The sequence below is a fragment of the Rahnella perminowiae genome, assembly GCF_019049755.1.
GTDB lineage: Bacteria > Pseudomonadota > Gammaproteobacteria > Enterobacterales > Enterobacteriaceae > Rahnella > Rahnella perminowiae.
On sequence record NZ_JAFMOS010000547.1, the window covers coordinates 1 to 17,338 of the forward strand.

A 17,338-nucleotide genomic window follows, 5' to 3' on the forward strand; every position below is an offset into this window, starting at 1 on the left:
GGCTGAACGAAAAAAAACCGCCGGAGGCCCACCCCGGCGGTTTTTTCATGGCATCAGACTGAATTACTTCGCAGGCTGAGTCAGTACATTGTTGTACTGCCACAGGCGGTTGAAGTTAGTGTCATTCACGTTGCGCTGCTGTTTTTCATCTTTCGGCACATTGCCAACAAACGGATGCCCGGAGAAGACGGAAGCGCCCCACGGATTCATCTGGTCATAGCTGTTGTCGAAGCTGCTGTCACGGATCACCAGCTGGCTGCTGGCGCCGTCAGCATCCCATGCACGGCCCATTTTGGCTTTCGCTGCCTGCTCGAAGCCACGGTCACCGGTCAGGTTGCTGTCGATCACCAGGAAGCCGTAAGGCGCGGCGGCTGGCGTGTTTGGCGCGAAGATGGACGCCTGTTTCACGCCACGGCTGCTGACAGTGTGGAACTCAACGTGATCGAATACTGCATTAGCGCGGCCAAATACGTAATCCACATCACCGACGATCAGGCTGTTATGCACGTAAGCACGGCTGTAACGGTTGTTGTCAGTCTGGTTGTGGATGTTGGCGGTATTGACCATAAAGGTATTCTGGCGGCCAATCAGACGCACGTTATCCAGAATCACATTGTCACCATCGGTACGCAGCGCAACGGCAGAATGATCACCGGCATCCACGGTATCGAGCAGGGCGTTACCAATAGTCAGGTTCTGTATCTGAACACCGTTGCTTTGTGACCAGACGGTCGCGGTACAGCCAGTGCCGATGGTTTCAGTGGTCAGGGTGGCACAGTTCCGGAACATATAGTACGCGCGATCGCCTGGCAGGAACTGGCCGTTAGGGCTGACGGTTGAACGGTATGTTGCCGGAGCGGCGGACGCTTCGAGACCCTGTGCGAGGGTAACATCAGAAGCGCTATTGCCCGCACCGAATAAGGTCACTGGCGGTGCACCAGCCGGGATGTAAACCGCACCGTTATACGTGCCTGGCAGAATTTTAATGAAGATACGTTCGCCGTGGTTACGCACAGCCAGTGCCGCGTTTACCGCCATCTGAACGTTGGAGTATTGCGCGCCATCTGTGCCTAACTGCGGGCCCACCACGAAACTGGTTTTCACACCGTCAGTGCTTGCCAGTTTAGGGAACCAGCCCTGTTGCTGAACCTGCAAAGAAGGGCCGCCAAAGGCGAGATAATTTTTCGTGGTAAAATTGGCCGCTTCGTCCGCTGATAACACGGGCAGTGACGCGGTGCCCGGAGCAACCTGGCTGGATAAGCCTTGATGGCTGCTGCTACATGCCGCCAGGATAAGACTGGCAGACAATACAGCGCACGCGCGCGACAGGGTGGAAATTTTCACTGTGACTGACTCCTTGATGAAGAAGATTATTCTTTTTTTCAATGTTGCAGCAAACGCCGCAATAAAAAAACGGTGGCCAGTAAAAACTGACCACCTTTTCTGCGTCTTTTATACCACAGGAATCAGCTGTATATCACTGTCAGTGATGCTTTGCCGAGAGTATGGAAGTGCACGTTGAAGCCGAGATATGCGCCGCTGGCATTCTCATCGACTTCCAGCGTTTCTGTATCGATGGCGTAGACGGTGAAATGATAGTGATGGTGTTCGCCCTGCGGAGGGGCTGCGCCGCCATAACCGGCCTTACCAAAGTCAGTGCGGGTTTGTACCGCACCTGCGGGTAAACCGCCTTTGCCGGAGCCTGCACCTTGTGGCAATTCGGTCACGTCAGCCGGAATATTGGCGACGCCCCAATGCCACCAGCCGGAACCCGTCGGGGCATCCGGATCATAGCAGGTGATAACAAAACTTTTGGTGCCCTCAGGCGCGCCGGACCAGGTCAGATGCGGCGACAGGTTGTCACCGTTGTAGCCCATGCCGTTAAAAACCTGCGTTTCCGGCATTTTTTCGCCATCGCGCAGATCATTACTGGTCAGTGTAAATGCCATAAAACCCTCTTCAGATGATGAAATAGTCACGGTCAGATTACTTGCCGGCCCCGCCGCCGCCCAGCAATTTCAGCAATGCCTGTGCGACCGCTCTGGAAGAGGCCGGATTCTGCCCGGTGATCAGGTTTCCGTCGGTAATGGAATAAGGCCGCCAGTCTGCCGCCTTACTGTAGTCACCGCCATGTTTTTTCAGCTCGTCCTCGACCAAAAAAGGCACGATATCGGTCAGCCCGACCGCGTCTTCTTCGCTGTTACTAAAGCCCGTCACGCGCTTGTCTTTCAGCAGCGGCGTGCCGTCCTCCACCAGTACATTGCGCAAAACCCCCGGTGCGTGGCAGACCGCAGAGACCGGTTTGCCCGCAGCCCAGAATGCCTGGATCAGCGCGATAGAGTGCGGGTCTTCAGCCAGATCCCACAACGGGCCGTGACCGCCCGGATAAAAAATGGCATCGAAGTCATCAGCGTTAACATCAGCAAGTTTGTGCGTGTTCGCCAGCACCTTCTGTGCATCTTTATCATTACGGAAACGTTCGGTGGTTTCGGTCTGCGCATCCGGCTCATCGCTTTTCGGATCGAGCGGTGGCTGTCCGCCTTTCGGCGAAGCCAGCGTCAGTTCGGCACCGGCATCCAGAAATTCGTAATAAGGCGCAGTAAATTCTTCCAGCCAGAAACCGGTTTTCTTACCGGTTTCACCGAGTTTATCGTGTGATGTCAATACCATCAGTAATTTCATGTAACCTCCTGTGGACGTTGCCGGCTGACGTTAAGAATAAATCAGTCCTGACCGACACGGACGACCAGTTTGCCAAAGTTTTTACCCTCAAGCAGACCAAAGAACGCCTGCGGAGCATTCTCTAATCCTTCCACGATATCTTCACGGAATTTGACTTTCCCCTGTTCAAACCATTCACTCATCTGTTGTGCAAATTCCGGATAGCGATGGCCGTAATCATCAAAAATAATAAAGCCCTGCATACGCATGCGTTTCTTCAGGATGGTGCCGGTCAGCAAGGAAAGGCGGTCCTGACCATCTTTCAGACCGGTTGCATTATATTGAGAAACCAGCCCGCACAGCGGGATACGTGCTTTGGTATTGAGCAGCGGCAACACGGCATCAAACACCGCGCCACCGACATTTTCAAAATACACATCAATGCCTTCCGGGCAGGCCGCTTTCAGACGTTTATCCAGATCCGGCGCGCGGTGATCCAGGCATTCATCGAAACCGAAATGCTCAACCGCATAGCGGCATTTTTCTTCGCCACCGGCAATCCCGATTACACGGCAGCCTTTGATCTTACCAATCTGTCCGACCAGCGAACCGACAGGCCCCGTCGCGGCAGCCACGACCAGCGTTTCGCCCGGTTTGGGTTCACCGATATCCAGCAGGCCCATAAAAGCGGTAAAACCCGGCATGCCCAATACACCCAGTGCGAGGGACGGTTGTTTGAGTGCTGCCCCTTCCAGTTTCTTGACGTCCTGGCCATCGGCAACGGAATAATCCTGCCAGCCGGTTCTGCCGACCACTAAATCGCCGGGTCTGAAATCCGGATTTTTCGATTCCACCACGCGGGAAACTGCACCACCGGTCATCACCTCACCGATTTGCACCGGTGCGGCGTAGGAAGGCGCGTCGCTCATGCGTCCGCGCATGTACGGATCAAGTGACAACCAGACGGTGCGCAGCAATAACTGGCCGTCTTTGGCTTGCGGTAACGGGGCTTTTTCCAGACGAAAGTTATCATCGACAGGTTTACCGTGAGGACGTGAAGCCAGCACGATGCGGCGGTTTTCAGATTGTGACTGAGGCATATCAGTTCCTTCCTTTTTTCTTATAAGGGGATTCAAAGTCAACGTAATTGGGAATAAGTATAGGACGCTAAACAGTCATCGGACGAAGCGGTTTATGCCATGTTGGAATAAATCGTGGGTTTTTTCCCTGAAATAAGAGTAAACCTGAAAACGCAACAGTTCACTGCCGTACAGGCAGCTTAGAAAGCTTTCTGCGTGTTTCCAACTCAAGACTAGAAATCATTGCCACAAGCCGGTGCGTTTGGCGAAGAAGTCATTGGGAATTCTGAGTATTCTCCCCTGCGAAGGGGAGGGTAGGGGTGGAGTATTAATATCAAAATCAAAATGTTGAAGTATGCTTTGGCCGGGTGTCAGCCCTTAAAACCTCCACCCGATTTCCCCTTTCGCAGGGGGAGGAGCAAAGCTCATTAGCACAAGCTTCTTTATTTTACGCTCACATCAATATCACCAAAGTATTTCTTCGAAAGCGCTTTAACCACGCCGTCTGCCTGCACCTTAGCGATGGCTGCATCAAGTTTCTCTTTCAGCGCGGTATCGCCTTTACGCAGGCCGAACGCGATGCCGCTGCCGAGGATCTTGTCATCACGTACGGCGTCGCCGACAAAGCCATAATCTTTACCGTCCGGACGCGACAGGAAACCGCTCTGACCGGCCGGCGCCAGCACTAACGTGCCATCAAGGCGGCCGGATGACAGATCCAGATACACCTGGTTCTGATCCTGATAAGAAACGATATCCACGCCTTTCGGTGCCCAGTGCGCCTGCGCATAACTTTCCTGAATCGAACCCTGCAATACGCCGATATGCTTGCCTTTCAGTGACTCAGTTGTCGGCAGCAGGCCGGAATCTTTTTTGGCGATCAGTTTTGTCGGTACGCGGTAAATGACTTGTGTGAAATCAATCGCCTGACGGCGCTTTTCCGTGACGTTCATCGCCGAGTTAATCGCATCAAATTTACGGGCCTGCAATGCTGCAATCAGGCCGTCGAACGAGGTATCGTACCAGTCGCATTTTAAGCGGGCCGCTGCGCAAACGGCGTTGCCCAGATCAATATCAAAACCCTGTAATTCACCGGTTGCGCTTTTCGATTCAAACGGTGGATATTGTGCTTCCAGGCCGAACTTCAGTGTGGAACCGTCGGCCAGTGCGGAGAAAGACGCCACGGCGCAACCTAACAGCAATGCGATTTTCAATTTTTTCATTATTCACAATTCCCCTGCGTTATTCAGATAAATACCCGGTCTCAGACGCGACACAGGCGGCGTGCGCCTTCGTACAACGTGTCGTTATCTTTGGCGAAACTCAGGCGGATAAGCCCGGTAGGTTTGTTATTGCTGTAAAACGCTGACAGCGGAATGGTCGCAATCTGATGATCACGTATCAGGCTCAGCACAAATTCATCGTCCGTCAGCGGACTGAAATGACTAAAGCGCGCCAGCATAAAGAAACTGCCACGGCTTGGCAGTAATTCAAAGCGGGATTCGCTGAGGGCTTCGGCCAGCAGGTCGCGCTTTTGCTGATAAAAACCGGCCAGTTCCAGATAACTTTGCGGGTCAGCCAGCGCGTCGGCAAAGGCCACCTGCATCGGTGTGTCGGCGGAGAACACCATAAACTGATGGACTTTGCGGATTTCATCCATCAGCTCTGCCGGTGCCAGACAATACCCCACCCGCCAGCCCGTGACGTGATAGGTTTTGCCAAAAGACGACACAATCACGCTGCGTTCAGCCAGTTGCGGATGACAGGCCATGCTTTCGTGGCGCTCGCCGTCAAACACCACATGCTCATACACTTCATCGGACAAAATCACGATATCGGTATTTTTAGTCAGCGCTGTCAGGCGTTCGATATCGACATCCGTAAAAATAGCACCGGTCGGGTTGTGCGGGCTGTTAATGATGATCATCCGGGTGCGGCTGTTGAACGCGTTTGCGACCTGATCCCAGTCGATGCTGAAATCGTCCATCGACAGGCCGATAGCCACCGGCTTTGCCCCCTGTAAACGGACGATCGGTGCGTAGCTGTCAAACGACGGTTCGAAATAAATCACTTCATCGCCCGGATGTACCAGAGCGCTGATGGCGGAATACAGTCCTTCGCTGGCGCTGGCAATGACCGTCACTTCGCTGTCGGGGTCATATTTGCAGCCGTAAAGCGCTTCGGCTTTGGCGGACAGCGCATGGCGTAATGCCGCCACGCCGCTCATAGGCGCGTACTGGTTATGACCTTCGCGCATGGCTTTAGCGACGCTGTCGATTAATGCGGGCTGGCATGAGAAATTCGGTGCACCCTGCGACAGGTTCAGTGCGTTATGTTCGGCGCTGAGCTGGCCGATAACGGTAAAAATAGTGGTGCCGACGTCAGGTAATTTTGACCGGGGCGACATGGCGCTTTTCATAGCATTTCCCCAAAAAACAGGCCGTGTGGCCATGACAAGGTAAAAAAAGGTGTTGAATGATTAAGCAACAGTTCCCCTGTGCCGACAATGGAAAGTTTGTCATACTCGTCATGATCTGAAGTCATGGCTATGCGATGTGCCTAACGAGGTAACTGTGAGTTTTTCTCCTGAATTGCCGTATCTGAATTTACCTTCGCTCAACGTGTTGAAAACCTTTGCTGTGGTGGCGCAGACGCTCAATCTGACGCATGCGGCGTCGTTGTTGCATATTACACAAGGCGCGGTCAGCCGCCAGATTACCGGGCTTGAGGCCACGCTGGGTTATCCGTTGTTTTTACGTCAGGCCCGCGGGCTGACGCTGACTCCGCGCGGGGCACAGCTGTTGCCGCCGGTACAACAGGCGCTGGCGCTGATGGGCGAAGCCCTGAAACGTGTCGGTTCGCACCCGGATACGTTACGCATTAAATGCCCGACCTGTTCCATGCGCTGGTTGCTGCCGCGGGTGATTCAGTTGCAAAACGACAGGCCCGATATGCAGATCGAGCTGACGGCTTCCATTGCCCACGGCGTGGATTTCAGCAACGAGCATTTTGATGCCGCCGTGGTGTTCGGGCGTCAGCCGGAATCACAGCGCCGCGCGCATCATCTGTTTGACGAAGTGCTGACGCCGGTGTGTACCCCGGATTTCCTGCCGCGTCATGAAGGGAAAACGGAAGTGGCGGATCTGGCCGATAAAACGTTGCTTCACCCGACACGGGATCGTCGCGACTGGTTGTTGTGGCTGCGTGAGGAAGGCGTGCAGGGGCTGCCTTCGGCGAAATCGCAGCATTTTGATACGCTGGATCTGGCGATCAACTCGGCATTACAGGGCTATGGTGTTGCGATAGGTGATCTGACATTAATTGAAGATGATTTGCAGGCGGGAAGGGTGATTGCGCCGTTCCCGCTGTGTGTGGCAAGCGGGGCATCGTATACGCTGTTGTATCCGGAAAACCCGACACCCGCGCTGAAAGTTGCCATTGATTTTCTTAATGAAGAAGCGCGGCTCAGCCGGGAAAAACTGAGCGCGCTGTTGTCCACCTCGCACCGGTTAGTCAGTACAGGTTAATCAGTACAGTGTGGTCAGGGCGCTGGCGATGGCACCGGTCAGTTTGCTCAGTTCTTCAGGTGAAATGATGTACGGTGGCATCAGATAAATCAGTTTACCGAACGGACGTATCCACACTCCCTGCCCGACGAAATGCTTCTGCAACCGCGCCATGTCTACCGGCTGGCGCATTTCCACCACACCTATTGCTCCGAGCACCCGTACGTCAGCAACGGCCGGATGCTCTGCCAGTGGCCGCAACCCGGCATTCAGCTGCTTTTCAATGTTCAGTACCTGTGCCTGCCAGCGGTTTTCCGCCAGTAAATGCAGACTGGCGTTGGCGACCGCGCAGGCCAGCGGATTACCCATAAAGGTCGGGCCATGCATGAAACATCCGGCCTCGCCGTCGCTGATCACCTGCGCCACATGGCGGGTGGTAAGCGTGGCGGAGAGTGTCATATAGCCGCCGGTCAGCGCTTTACCGAGGCAGAGAATATCCGGTGAAATCCCGGCGTGATCGCAGGCAAACAGCTTGCCGGTACGGCCAAAACCGGTGGCAATTTCATCAGCAATCAGCAACACGCCGTATTCATCGCATAACTTACGTACGCGTTTGAGATACAGCGGGTGATAAATCCGCATTCCGCCCGCGCCCTGAACCACCGGTTCTAAAATGACTGCCGCAATTTTGGGGTGATTCTCGTCCAGCATGTTGGCAAACGGCGCGATATCCGCCTCATTCCATTCACCGTCAAAACGGCTCTGCGGCGCATCGGCAAAAAGATGCTGTGGCAGATAACCCTGATACAAACTGTGCATCGAATTTTGCGGATCACAGACCGACATCGCGCCAAAGGTGTCGCCGTGATAACCATTGCGCAGGGTCAGCAAGGTCTGCCGTTTTTCGCCGCGCGCCTGCCAGTATTGCATCGCCATTTTCAGCGCCACTTCAACGGCCACCGAACCGGAATCTGCCAGAAATACACATTCAAGACCCGCAGGCGTCATCTCTACCAGACGACGGGATAACGCAATCGCCGGCGGGTGAGTCATCCCGCCAAACATGACATGTGACATTTTTCCGATTTGTGCGATGGCCGCCTGATTGAGCTGCGGATGGTTGTAGCCGTGGATCGCTGCCCACCATGACGACATACCGTCCACCAGCTGGCGGCCATCAGCCAGTTGTAACATCACGCCGGATGCGGATTCGACCGGATACGCGGGCAGCGGTTTGGTCATAGACGTATACGGGTGCCAGATGTGGCGCTGGTCGAATTCAATATCGGCGGGTGTCATAAACGAGTCCTGCTGGGGGTAAGTTGTAAACCAAAAAATAATTTTAACGTTGACGGTAAACCAAAACAAATTAAAAATGGTTTACGGATTATGAAAACATCAAGCCCAAAATCATTCTGATTGCATCTAGGCAGCCTGAAGGATGAAGGGGTAACAGATTATTATTTGGAGAAGTCATCAATGACTACCCGCACCCACTGGACGCTGGACAAAACCCAGGCCCTGTTCGATAAGCCATTCCTTGAGCTGATGTTCGAGGCGCAGCAAATCCACCGTCAGCATTTCGATCCGCGTCAGGTTCAGGTCAGTACCTTGCTGTCGATCAAAACCGGTGCCTGTCCGGAAGACTGTAAATATTGCCCGCAGAGTTCCCGTTACAAAACCGGGCTGGAGTCTGAACGTCTGATGCAAGTCGAGCAGGTGCTCGAATCTGCCCGTCAGGCGAAAGCCGCCGGTTCGACCCGGTTCTGCATGGGCGCGGCGTGGAAAAACCCGCATGACCGCGACATGCCCTACCTTGAACAAATGGTGCAGGGTGTGAAAGAGATGGGCATGGAAACCTGCATGACCCTCGGCACGCTGAACACCACGCAGGCACAGCGTCTGGCGCACGCCGGGCTGGATTTCTACAACCATAACCTTGATACCTCGCCGGAATTTTACGGCAGCATCATTACCACCCGCAGCTATCAGGAACGTCTGGACACACTGGCGGAAGTGCGCGGCGCGGGCATTAAAGTGTGCTCCGGCGGGATTGTCGGTTTGGGCGAAACCGTGAAAGATCGCGCCGGTTTACTGATGCAGCTGGCGAACCTGCCGGTGCCACCGGAAAGCGTGCCGATCAATATGCTGGTGAAAGTGAAAGGCACGCCGCTGGCTGATAACGACGATGTGGATCCGTTTGATTTCATCCGCACCATCGCGGTGGCGCGCATCATGATGCCGCAGTCTTATGTGCGTTTGTCCGCCGGTCGTGAGCAGATGAGCGAGCAGACCCAGGCAATGTGCTTTATGGCCGGTGCCAACTCCATCTTCTACGGCTGTAAACTGCTGACCACGCCCAACCCGGCGGAAGACAAAGACTTAATTCTGTTCGGCAAACTGGGGCTTAACCCGCAGGCATTCGAAACAGAAATGGGCGATAACCAGCAGCAGGCCGCGCTGGCTGAACAGCTGGTTCATGCGGATACCGACCAGTTTTACAACGCCGCCGTATAACCGATGAGCTGGCAAACGCGGATTAACGAAGCGGTAGCCGCGCGTAAACAGGCAGCGGCATTTCGCGTACGGCAGCCAAACCGGGGCGGCAGCGCACGCTTCCTGACGCAGGGCGAACGGCGTTATCTGAACTTTTCAGGTAACGATTACCTGGGTCTGAGTCAGGACGCAGACGTGATTGCCGCGTGGCAGCAGGGCGCGCAGAGATATGGTGTCGGCAGCGGCGGTTCCGGCCACGTCACTGGTTACAGCGATGCGCATGCAGAGTTTGAGCAACAGCTGGCCGGCTGGCAGGGATATCCGCGTGCGTTGCTGTTTATCTCCGGTTTTGCGGCAAATCAGGCGGTTCTCGCGGCGCTGATGCAAAGCGATGATCGCGTGCTGGCTGACAAACTCAGCCATGCGTCTTTGCTGGAAGCCGCAGCGCATGCGCCTTCGCTGTTGCGCCGTTTTCATCACAATCAGCCGGATTCCCTGCAACGCCTGTTAGAAAAACCGGTAACCGGTGAAACGCTGGTGGTGACCGAAGGCGTATTCAGCATGGACGGCGACATGGCACCGCTGGCTGATCTGCAGCATTTATGCCAGGCACACGGCAGCTGGCTGATGGTCGATGACGCACACGGCGTGGGTGTTACCGGTGAACAAGGGCGGGGCAGTTGCTGGCAGCAGGGCATCAGGCCGGAACTGCTGGTGGTCACCTTCGGAAAAGCTTTCGGTTGCTGCGGCGCGGCGGTGCTGTGTGATGATGCTACTGCCGATTATTTATTGCAGTTCGCCCGCCATCTGATTTACAGCACATCGATGCCGGCAGCGCAGGTGTGTGCGTTACAGGCGTCACTGGCACGAGTCCGGCAGGATGACGGCTTGCGTGATAAACTGGCGGCCAATATTGCGCGTTTTCGCGCGGGTGCCGCCGGTTTGCCCTATCAGCTCACCGGTTCGCAAACGGCGATCCAGCCGGTGATTGTGGGTGAAAATCAGCCCGCGCTGGATCTGGCTTCGGCGCTTCGCGGGCGCGGTTTATGGGTCAGTGCCATCCGTCCACCGACGGTGCCACCGGGCAGTGCGCGGCTGCGCATTACCCTGACGGCGGCGCATGAGCCGGAAGATATCGATTTTTTGCTGGAGTCCCTTTATGGGTGCAGTCACTGAATTAGTGAACAAACAAGCGGTGGCCGATGCGTTCAGTCGCGCCGCCATCAGCTATGAAAACGCCGCGCAGTTGCAGCGTGATGTGGGTGAGGAATTGCTGGCGCTGGCAGCGCCGTATCTGAAAGATTCCGGCAAGATTGTCGTCGATGCCGGTTGCGGCACCGGCCACTTCAGCCGGTACTGGCGCGCGCAGGGCAAAAATGTCATTGCGCTGGATCTCTCCGAAGGCATGCTGAACCGTGCGCGTGAACTGGATTCAGCCGATGAATATATCCCTGGGGACATCGAACGTCTGCCGTTTGCCGACAATTCTGTCGACATCTGCTTTAGCAATCTGGCCGTGCAGTGGTGCAACGCACTGCCGCGCGCGCTGGAAGAAATGCACCGGGTCACCCGCAACGGCGGGCTGGTACTGTTTTCTACCCTGGCAGAAGGTTCGCTCAATGAACTGGCTGCGGCGTGGATGAAGGTCGATGGCCGGCGTCACGTCAATCAGTTCCTGACGCCGGATAAAATCGCTGAAGCCTGTGCGCCGTATCGTCATGAAGTGACGTTCAGCGATCACGTTGCCCGATTTCCTGATGTCATGTCACTGCTTCGTTCGCTGAAAGGCATCGGCGCGACGCACATCAAGAACGGACGGCTCGGCGGCCTGGGTGGCAGGGAACGTCTGCAATTACTGGACAAACACTATGCCCGCCGCGACGGCATCCTGCCGCTCAACTACCGGCTGGTCTACGGCATTTTGCAGGTCGAAGAACTGATCCCTCGCTGATCGGCGCCCTCCCCGCCGCAGGGGAGGGAGCCAACCAACACCAGACTTTTATTAAAATAAATGATGAAAAAATACTTTATTACCGGCACCGACACTGAAGTCGGTAAAACCGTGGCGACCACTGCTTTTTTACAGGCTGCTGCATGCGCCGGACACACAACCGCCGGTTATAAACCGGTGGCATCAGGCAGTGAAATGACCGGGGAAGGGCCTCGCAACAGTGATGCGCTGGCCTTGCAGGCTTACAGCACTGTCGGGCTGCGTTATGACGAAGTGAACCCGTGCACGTTTATCGAACCGACGTCACCTCATATCGTCAGCGAACTGGAAAACCGGCCGATTGATCCACAGGTGTTATCAGACGGGTTGCGTCATCTCGAACCGCTGGCGGACTGGGTGGTGGTGGAAGGCGCGGGCGGCTGGTACACGCCGCTGACGGCAGATTACACGTTTGCCGACTGGGCGGTGGCCGAACAATTGCCGGTAGTGTTAGTGGTAGGCATGCGGCTCGGTTGTATTAACCATGCCGTGCTGACGGCGCAGGCCATTGTACAAAGCGGCTTGCCTCTGGCAGGCTGGATAGCCAATGACATTCAGGAAACGGGGAAGCATCATCAGGCTTACAGAGAGACGCTCACGCGTATGCTGCCTGCGCCCCTGTTGGGCGAGATCCCGTACCTGACTCAGGGTTTGGACGTGAATTTAGGCCAATATCTGGATCTGGACCGCCTCACCCGCTGAGACATCAGACGGTCAGATAATTTTTGACTAACGTATCGTCAAGCTGCGCCAGCGTGCCTTGCGCGATGTTTCGTCCGTCATCGACCAGACAGAAACGGTCCGCGACGCTGCGGATGAACGGCAATTTATGGCCGACCAGCAACAATGTCAGACCAAGATCACGGTTCAGGCGGTGAATAATATTACCCATATTCGCCGCCATCGATGCGCTGGTATGCTCGGTGGGTTCATCCAGAATCAGTAATTCAGGCTCCTGAACCAGTGCACGGCTGATTGCCAGTTGCTGCTGCTGGCTTTCATCAAGTTCACCGGCTTTGCGCGCTCCCATTTCCTTTAGTGTCGGAAAAAGGTCATACACTTCTTCCGGCACACGACGGGTCTTATTCCGGCTGGCCATCATAGCAATTTGCAGGTTTTCATCGACGCTCATCTGGGAGAAAATCTGCCGTCCTTGTGGCACGTAACCGATACCCATTTGCGCACGGCTTTCGACCGGCAAATTCAGCAGACTTTGCGGTTCTTCATCACGTGATTGCCAGGAAATTGCACCGCTTTTCACCGGAAGATGCCCCATGATGCAGTTCACCAGCGTGGTTTTTCCTACGCCATTTCGCCCGATCAGGCAGGTACATTGACCGCGGTACAGTTCGAGATTGATATCCCACAGAATATGTTTTTGCCCATAATACTGATTAACTGATTTTACACTTAACATCAGATCTCCCTCCCGCACGGAGCCTTCCGCTGAACTTCACTTTGACGGCCACTGTCATATTTCTGACATTTATGTTCCGCTATTGATGCCCCTGACAGAATTTAATCCCGTTTGTTGACGGACAATCTGACAGCATCAATGACAGATAAATATCCCTTAACCAGTCATAAATGGGGCTAAGAGAGGTTTCCCTACGTTAAAAATGATTCTGTACCCCAGAAAACAGGGAGATCTTCATTTTTTACGCCGGGGTGAAAAAAGCAGTTCTGGCTGCCTTAACCTTTTCATGCACAGACGTTGCAACTCTCAGGCCAAGTTTGTAAAAACGGCAGGGAAAAGGGGCGTTGCATGGGTGTTACCAGCCAGGCCCCTTACAATTTAGGATTATTCATTAGCGTTTCTGAGGTTTTGAGTTTTCCCCCGCAGGGTGCGGCATCAAGGGAACTGCACTTTGCCAGTGCTGCCCTTACTGCTTTTGGTGCAACCTCATGGACAAACATGAGCAAAAAATCCTGTCGGGATGCACTTTTGGTTTTTGCAAGAAACATCAGCCTGACTCTCTAGGCAAAATAGGCATAAATAAGGAGATAAAAAAGATAAAAAATAACTAAAAAAGACCTCTCAGACCGGCGGGAGGCAAAATCCTGTTTTTTACCAACTCCCGCAGCGCGGGGCGTGCTGAGACTTATCCACTATTCCTGTGGATAACCTTGTGTATGAGAGTAAGAAAAGTTGCTACAGACGAGTCAGCATGCGGGTTCCGCTCAGTTTGCCCGTATTCGCAGCTTTTTAGTGATAATCTTTTTAATCAATGAGTTACCTAAAAGCAATACAGTCGTAATTCGTTCGTCATAGTTGTGTCAATCTTCGTCAGCCTGTGGTCAGAAAGCGGAAGGGGAAAGAATTTTGGGAAAAAATGTCACCTGATGGTGAGAGATCTCATCTTTCATATCCTAAAAAAGTGCAGCAGCGCCAGCAGGTTAAACGCAAACATTCTTTATCGGTTGGAAGCTGGTTTTATATACAGTATTATAGCGAAGGTAAAATCAGGGCTGGCAAAAATCGCGAAGTCTTTCATACTATTTTTCCGCAAACTGTTCACCCGTACAGCGCGCACGGCCCTATGCGTTCCCATTTCAGTCAGGTAGCCCGTCATGAGTAAAGTGTTCAAACTGCATTCCGAATTTAAACCGTCCGGCGATCAGCCAGAGGCGATACGCCGTCTGGAAGAAGGGCTGGAGAACGGGCTGGCGCACCAGACATTGCTCGGGGTCACCGGTTCGGGCAAAACCTTTACCGTGGCGAATGTGATTGCGGATCTGAACCGTCCGACGATGGTACTGGCGCCCAACAAAACGCTGGCCGCGCAGTTATACGGTGAGATGAAAGAATTCTTCCCGGAAAACGCCGTCGAATATTTCGTCTCTTACTATGACTATTATCAGCCAGAGGCGTATGTCCCAAGTTCAGATACTTTTATCGAAAAAGACGCCTCGGTGAACGAACACATCGAGCAGATGCGCCTTTCTGCCACCAAAGCTCTGCTCGAACGACGTGATGTCATTGTGGTGGCTTCTGTTTCAGCGATATACGGTCTGGGCGATCCGGATTTGTACCTGAAAATGATGCTTCATCTGACCAAAGGGATGATTATCGATCAGCGTTCGATCCTGCGTCGCCTGGCAGAGCTGCAATATGCGCGCAACGATCAGGCTTTCCAGCGCAGTACTTTCCGCGTGCGTGGCGAAGTGATTGATGTGTTCCCGGCTGAATCGGATGATCTGGCGTTGCGCATTGAGCTGTTTGATCAGGAAGTTGAACGTCTTTCGCTGTTTGATCCGCTGACCGGCCAGGTGCAACATGAAGTGCCGCGTTTTACCATTTACCCTAAAACGCACTACGTAACCCCACGCGAACGTATTGTACAGGCGATGGAAGAAATCAAGGTCGAACTGGCGGATCGCCGCAAGGTGCTGCTTGCCAATAACAAACTGCTGGAAGAGCAACGTATCAGCCAGCGTACGCAGTTTGATCTCGAAATGATGAATGAGTTGGGTTATTGCTCCGGTATTGAAAACTACTCACGTTATCTGTCCGGCCGCGGGCCGGGCGAGCCGCCACCGACGTTGTTTGATTATCTTCCGGCTGACGGCCTGCTGATTGTCGATGAATCGCACGTCACCATTCCGCAAATCGGCGGTATGTACAAAGGCGACCGCTCTCGTAAAGAAACGCTGGTGGAATATGGTTTCCGTCTGCCTTCCGCGCTGGATAACCGCCCGATGCGTTTTGAGGAATTCGAAGCGCTGGCACCCCAAAGTATTTATGTCTCAGCCACGCCGGGGAAATACGAGCTGGAGAAGTCCGGTGACGATGTGGTCGATCAGGTGGTGCGTCCGACCGGTCTGCTGGATCCGATCATTGAAGTACGGCCGGTGACCACACAGGTGGATGACCTGTTATCGGAGATCCGTAAACGTGTCGCGATTAACGAGCGTGTGCTGGTCACCACGCTGACCAAACGTATGGCCGAGGATTTGACGGAGTATCTGGAAGAACACGGCGAGAAGGTGCGTTACCTGCACTCTGACATCGATACCGTTGAGCGTGTGGAAATTATCCGCGATTTGCGTCTGGGGGAATTTGACGTGCTGGTGGGGATCAACTTGCTGCGCGAAGGGCTGGATATGCCGGAAGTGTCGCTGGTGGCCATTCTGGATGCGGATAAAGAAGGCTTCCTGCGTTCTGAACGTTCACTCATCCAGACCATCGGCCGTGCAGCGCGTAACCTCAACGGTAAAGCGATTCTCTACGGTGATAAAATTACCCACTCGATGGCCCGTGCCATTGAAGAAACCGAACGTCGTCGCGCCAAACAGGAAGCGTATAACCTCGAAAACGGCATCACGCCGATGGGGCTGAATAAGAAGATCTCCGACATCCTGCAACTCGGTCAACCGAAGACCAAAAAGAACAAAGACAAACGCGATGCCGAAGCGGCGCAGACCTTCAAATCGCTTACGCCAAAAGCGCTGGAGCAGCGCATTAAAGAGCTGGAAAGCAAAATGTATGCGCACGCGCAAAATCTGGAGTTTGAAGAAGCGGCTAACACCCGTGACGAGCTGCATGCATTGCGCGAGCAGTTTATTGCGATTTCGTAAAGCTGTCCCCAAATAAGTCGGGTGATTGAACGCAGCCAACCCACAGGCAATGTGAAGTATGTCGGGGATAAAAGTGATAGACTGCGCGGCCTGTAAATCATCACCCTGACATTTTAAAATGACGAGCGAGCCAATGACGGATACACCACAAAACCCTGGCGCAGCGAAAGATCCGCTGCACGGCGTCACGCTGGAAAAACTGCTGACAACACTGGTGGATAACTTTGGCTGGCCTGCGCTGGCCTCACAGGTCAATATCAATTGCTTCAAAAGTGACCCGAGTGTGAAATCCAGCCTGAAGTTCCTGCGCCGCACACCCTGGGCGCGTAAGGAAGTGGAAACCTTATATCTGGATTTTATCGAAGGCCATCTGCGCCCGGATTTGACCCGCAGCAAGCGCCGCACCCCCTTGTCTGCACAGGCGCCGCAAAAAACCAAAGTCAGTACCGCCGAACCTGCAGCCGACAGCCCCTGGAATAATCATCCGCTGGTGAAAAAGTAATTCAACGTGTTCTTGTGTGGAGAAAACTCGTGTCAGAGCAACGTGTTCTTATTGTGGTAGATATGCAAAACGGGGTATTTGCTTCGCCGCGTTATGACCGCAGCGGACGGGTCGAACAGATTAATCAACTGATAGCCCGGGCAGGGCGCGTCATCTTCATTCAACACGCTGAAGGCGAAATGACGGAAGGGAGTGAATACTGGCAGGTATTGCCGGAGCTACATCTGCCGGAAGACGCACTTTCCGTGACTAAAACCGCCTGCGATTCTTTCTACCGCACCTCCCTCGATCATGTTCTGCAGGAAGAACTGAACGTAACCGGTTTTACTATCTGCGGTTGTGCGACGGACTATTGTGTAGATACCACCATCAAGGTTGCTGCCAGCAAAGGTTATGCCGTGACAGTCGCGTCGGATGCGCATACCACTGGCGATCGTACATATGTTTCAGCGCAGCAACTGATCGGGCAACATAATGAAGTCTGGCGTGAATTATCCGTGCCGGGCAATCCGGTAACGGTAAAAAC

Annotated in this window: 17 protein-coding genes; 9 read left to right on the forward strand and 8 right to left on the reverse strand. The window is 54.0% G+C overall.

The window, feature by feature from the left end; all coding sequences use genetic code 11:
• Positions 1-63: 63 nt before the first annotated feature.
• The 6 genes from J1785_RS13385 to J1785_RS13410 all read right to left on the reverse strand — a co-directional run bounded on the left by J1785_RS13385 (position 64) and on the right by J1785_RS13410 (position 6,159).
• Complete coding sequence (locus J1785_RS13385) at positions 64-1,344, reverse strand: putative acyl-CoA thioester hydrolase (RefSeq protein WP_129990560.1); 1,281 nt, start codon at positions 1,342-1,344, stop codon at positions 64-66.
• 122 nt (positions 1,345-1,466) lie between these two features.
• Entirely contained in the window at positions 1,467-1,949 is a 483-nt protein-coding gene (locus tag J1785_RS13390) for a kinase inhibitor (protein ID WP_129951980.1), read from the reverse strand.
• A gap of 37 nt (positions 1,950-1,986) precedes the next feature.
• Positions 1,987-2,682, reverse strand: coding sequence for a type 1 glutamine amidotransferase domain-containing protein (locus tag J1785_RS13395; protein ID WP_129951979.1), 696 nt, complete (start codon positions 2,680-2,682; stop codon positions 1,987-1,989).
• A 41-nt stretch (positions 2,683-2,723) separates the two neighbouring features.
• On the reverse strand, positions 2,724-3,761 hold the full coding sequence (locus J1785_RS13400) for an NADP-dependent oxidoreductase (RefSeq protein WP_217139298.1): 1,038 nt from the start codon (positions 3,759-3,761) through the stop codon (positions 2,724-2,726).
• 422 nt (positions 3,762-4,183) lie between these two features.
• Positions 4,184-4,963, reverse strand: coding sequence for an ABC transporter substrate-binding protein (locus tag J1785_RS13405; protein WP_217219554.1), 780 nt, complete (start codon positions 4,961-4,963; stop codon positions 4,184-4,186).
• Positions 4,964-5,004: 41 nt separating this feature from the next.
• Positions 5,005-6,159: a methionine aminotransferase gene (locus tag J1785_RS13410; RefSeq protein WP_217219555.1), complete on the reverse strand. Its 1,155-nt coding sequence runs from the start codon at positions 6,157-6,159 to the stop codon at positions 5,005-5,007.
• A 154-nt stretch (positions 6,160-6,313) separates the two neighbouring features.
• Between J1785_RS13410 and J1785_RS13415 the strand changes: the two genes are divergently transcribed.
• Positions 6,314-7,267: a LysR substrate-binding domain-containing protein gene (locus J1785_RS13415; protein ID WP_217139296.1), complete on the forward strand. Its 954-nt coding sequence runs from the start codon at positions 6,314-6,316 to the stop codon at positions 7,265-7,267.
• Here the strand turns inward: J1785_RS13415 and bioA are convergent, their stop codons facing one another.
• The gene (gene bioA, locus J1785_RS13420; protein WP_217139295.1) at positions 7,268-8,545 is read right to left on the reverse strand and encodes an adenosylmethionine--8-amino-7-oxononanoate transaminase; all 1,278 of its coding nucleotides are present in this window, start codon (positions 8,543-8,545) and stop codon (positions 7,268-7,270) included.
• 180 nt (positions 8,546-8,725) lie between these two features.
• On the opposite strand from bioA, the gene bioB reads away from it, so the two are divergent.
• Genes bioB through bioD form a run of 4 tightly spaced genes read left to right on the forward strand, consistent with a single transcriptional unit; the run spans position 8,726 to position 12,434 of the window.
• A complete protein-coding gene (gene bioB, locus J1785_RS13425) occupies positions 8,726-9,763 on the forward strand; it encodes a biotin synthase BioB (protein ID WP_217159333.1) in 1,038 nt (345 codons plus the stop codon).
• Between the two features lie 3 nt (positions 9,764-9,766).
• Positions 9,767-10,918, forward strand: coding sequence for an 8-amino-7-oxononanoate synthase (bioF, locus tag J1785_RS13430; RefSeq protein WP_217219556.1), 1,152 nt, complete (start codon positions 9,767-9,769; stop codon positions 10,916-10,918).
• Positions 10,902-11,693 (forward strand): malonyl-ACP O-methyltransferase BioC, encoded by a 792-nt coding sequence (gene bioC / locus J1785_RS13435; protein ID WP_129951971.1) that lies wholly within the window; start codon positions 10,902-10,904, stop codon positions 11,691-11,693. The genes bioF and bioC overlap by 17 nt, the downstream gene beginning before the upstream one ends.
• 60 nt (positions 11,694-11,753) lie before the next feature.
• Positions 11,754-12,434, forward strand: coding sequence for a dethiobiotin synthase (bioD, locus tag J1785_RS13440; RefSeq protein ID WP_129951970.1), 681 nt, complete (start codon positions 11,754-11,756; stop codon positions 12,432-12,434).
• A gap of 4 nt (positions 12,435-12,438) precedes the next feature.
• On the opposite strand, the gene J1785_RS13445 is transcribed toward bioD, so the two are convergent.
• Positions 12,439-13,149: an ABC transporter ATP-binding protein gene (locus J1785_RS13445; protein WP_129951969.1), complete on the reverse strand. Its 711-nt coding sequence runs from the start codon at positions 13,147-13,149 to the stop codon at positions 12,439-12,441.
• Between the two features lie 348 nt (positions 13,150-13,497).
• On the opposite strand from J1785_RS13445, the gene J1785_RS13450 reads away from it, so the two are divergent.
• The 4 genes from J1785_RS13450 to J1785_RS13465 all read left to right on the forward strand — a co-directional run.
• Complete coding sequence (locus tag J1785_RS13450; protein WP_129951968.1) at positions 13,498-13,713, forward strand: hypothetical protein; 216 nt, start codon at positions 13,498-13,500, stop codon at positions 13,711-13,713.
• Between the two features lie 590 nt (positions 13,714-14,303).
• A complete protein-coding gene (uvrB, locus tag J1785_RS13455; protein WP_129951967.1) occupies positions 14,304-16,310 on the forward strand; it encodes an excinuclease ABC subunit UvrB in 2,007 nt (668 codons plus the stop codon).
• 133 nt (positions 16,311-16,443) lie between these two features.
• Positions 16,444-16,812, forward strand: a complete 369-nt coding sequence (locus tag J1785_RS13460) for a VF530 family protein (protein WP_217219558.1) — start codon at positions 16,444-16,446, stop codon at positions 16,810-16,812.
• 62 nt (positions 16,813-16,874) lie between these two features.
• On the forward strand, positions 16,875-17,338 hold a 464-nt coding region (locus J1785_RS13465; RefSeq protein WP_238483216.1), incomplete at its 3' end, for an isochorismatase family protein.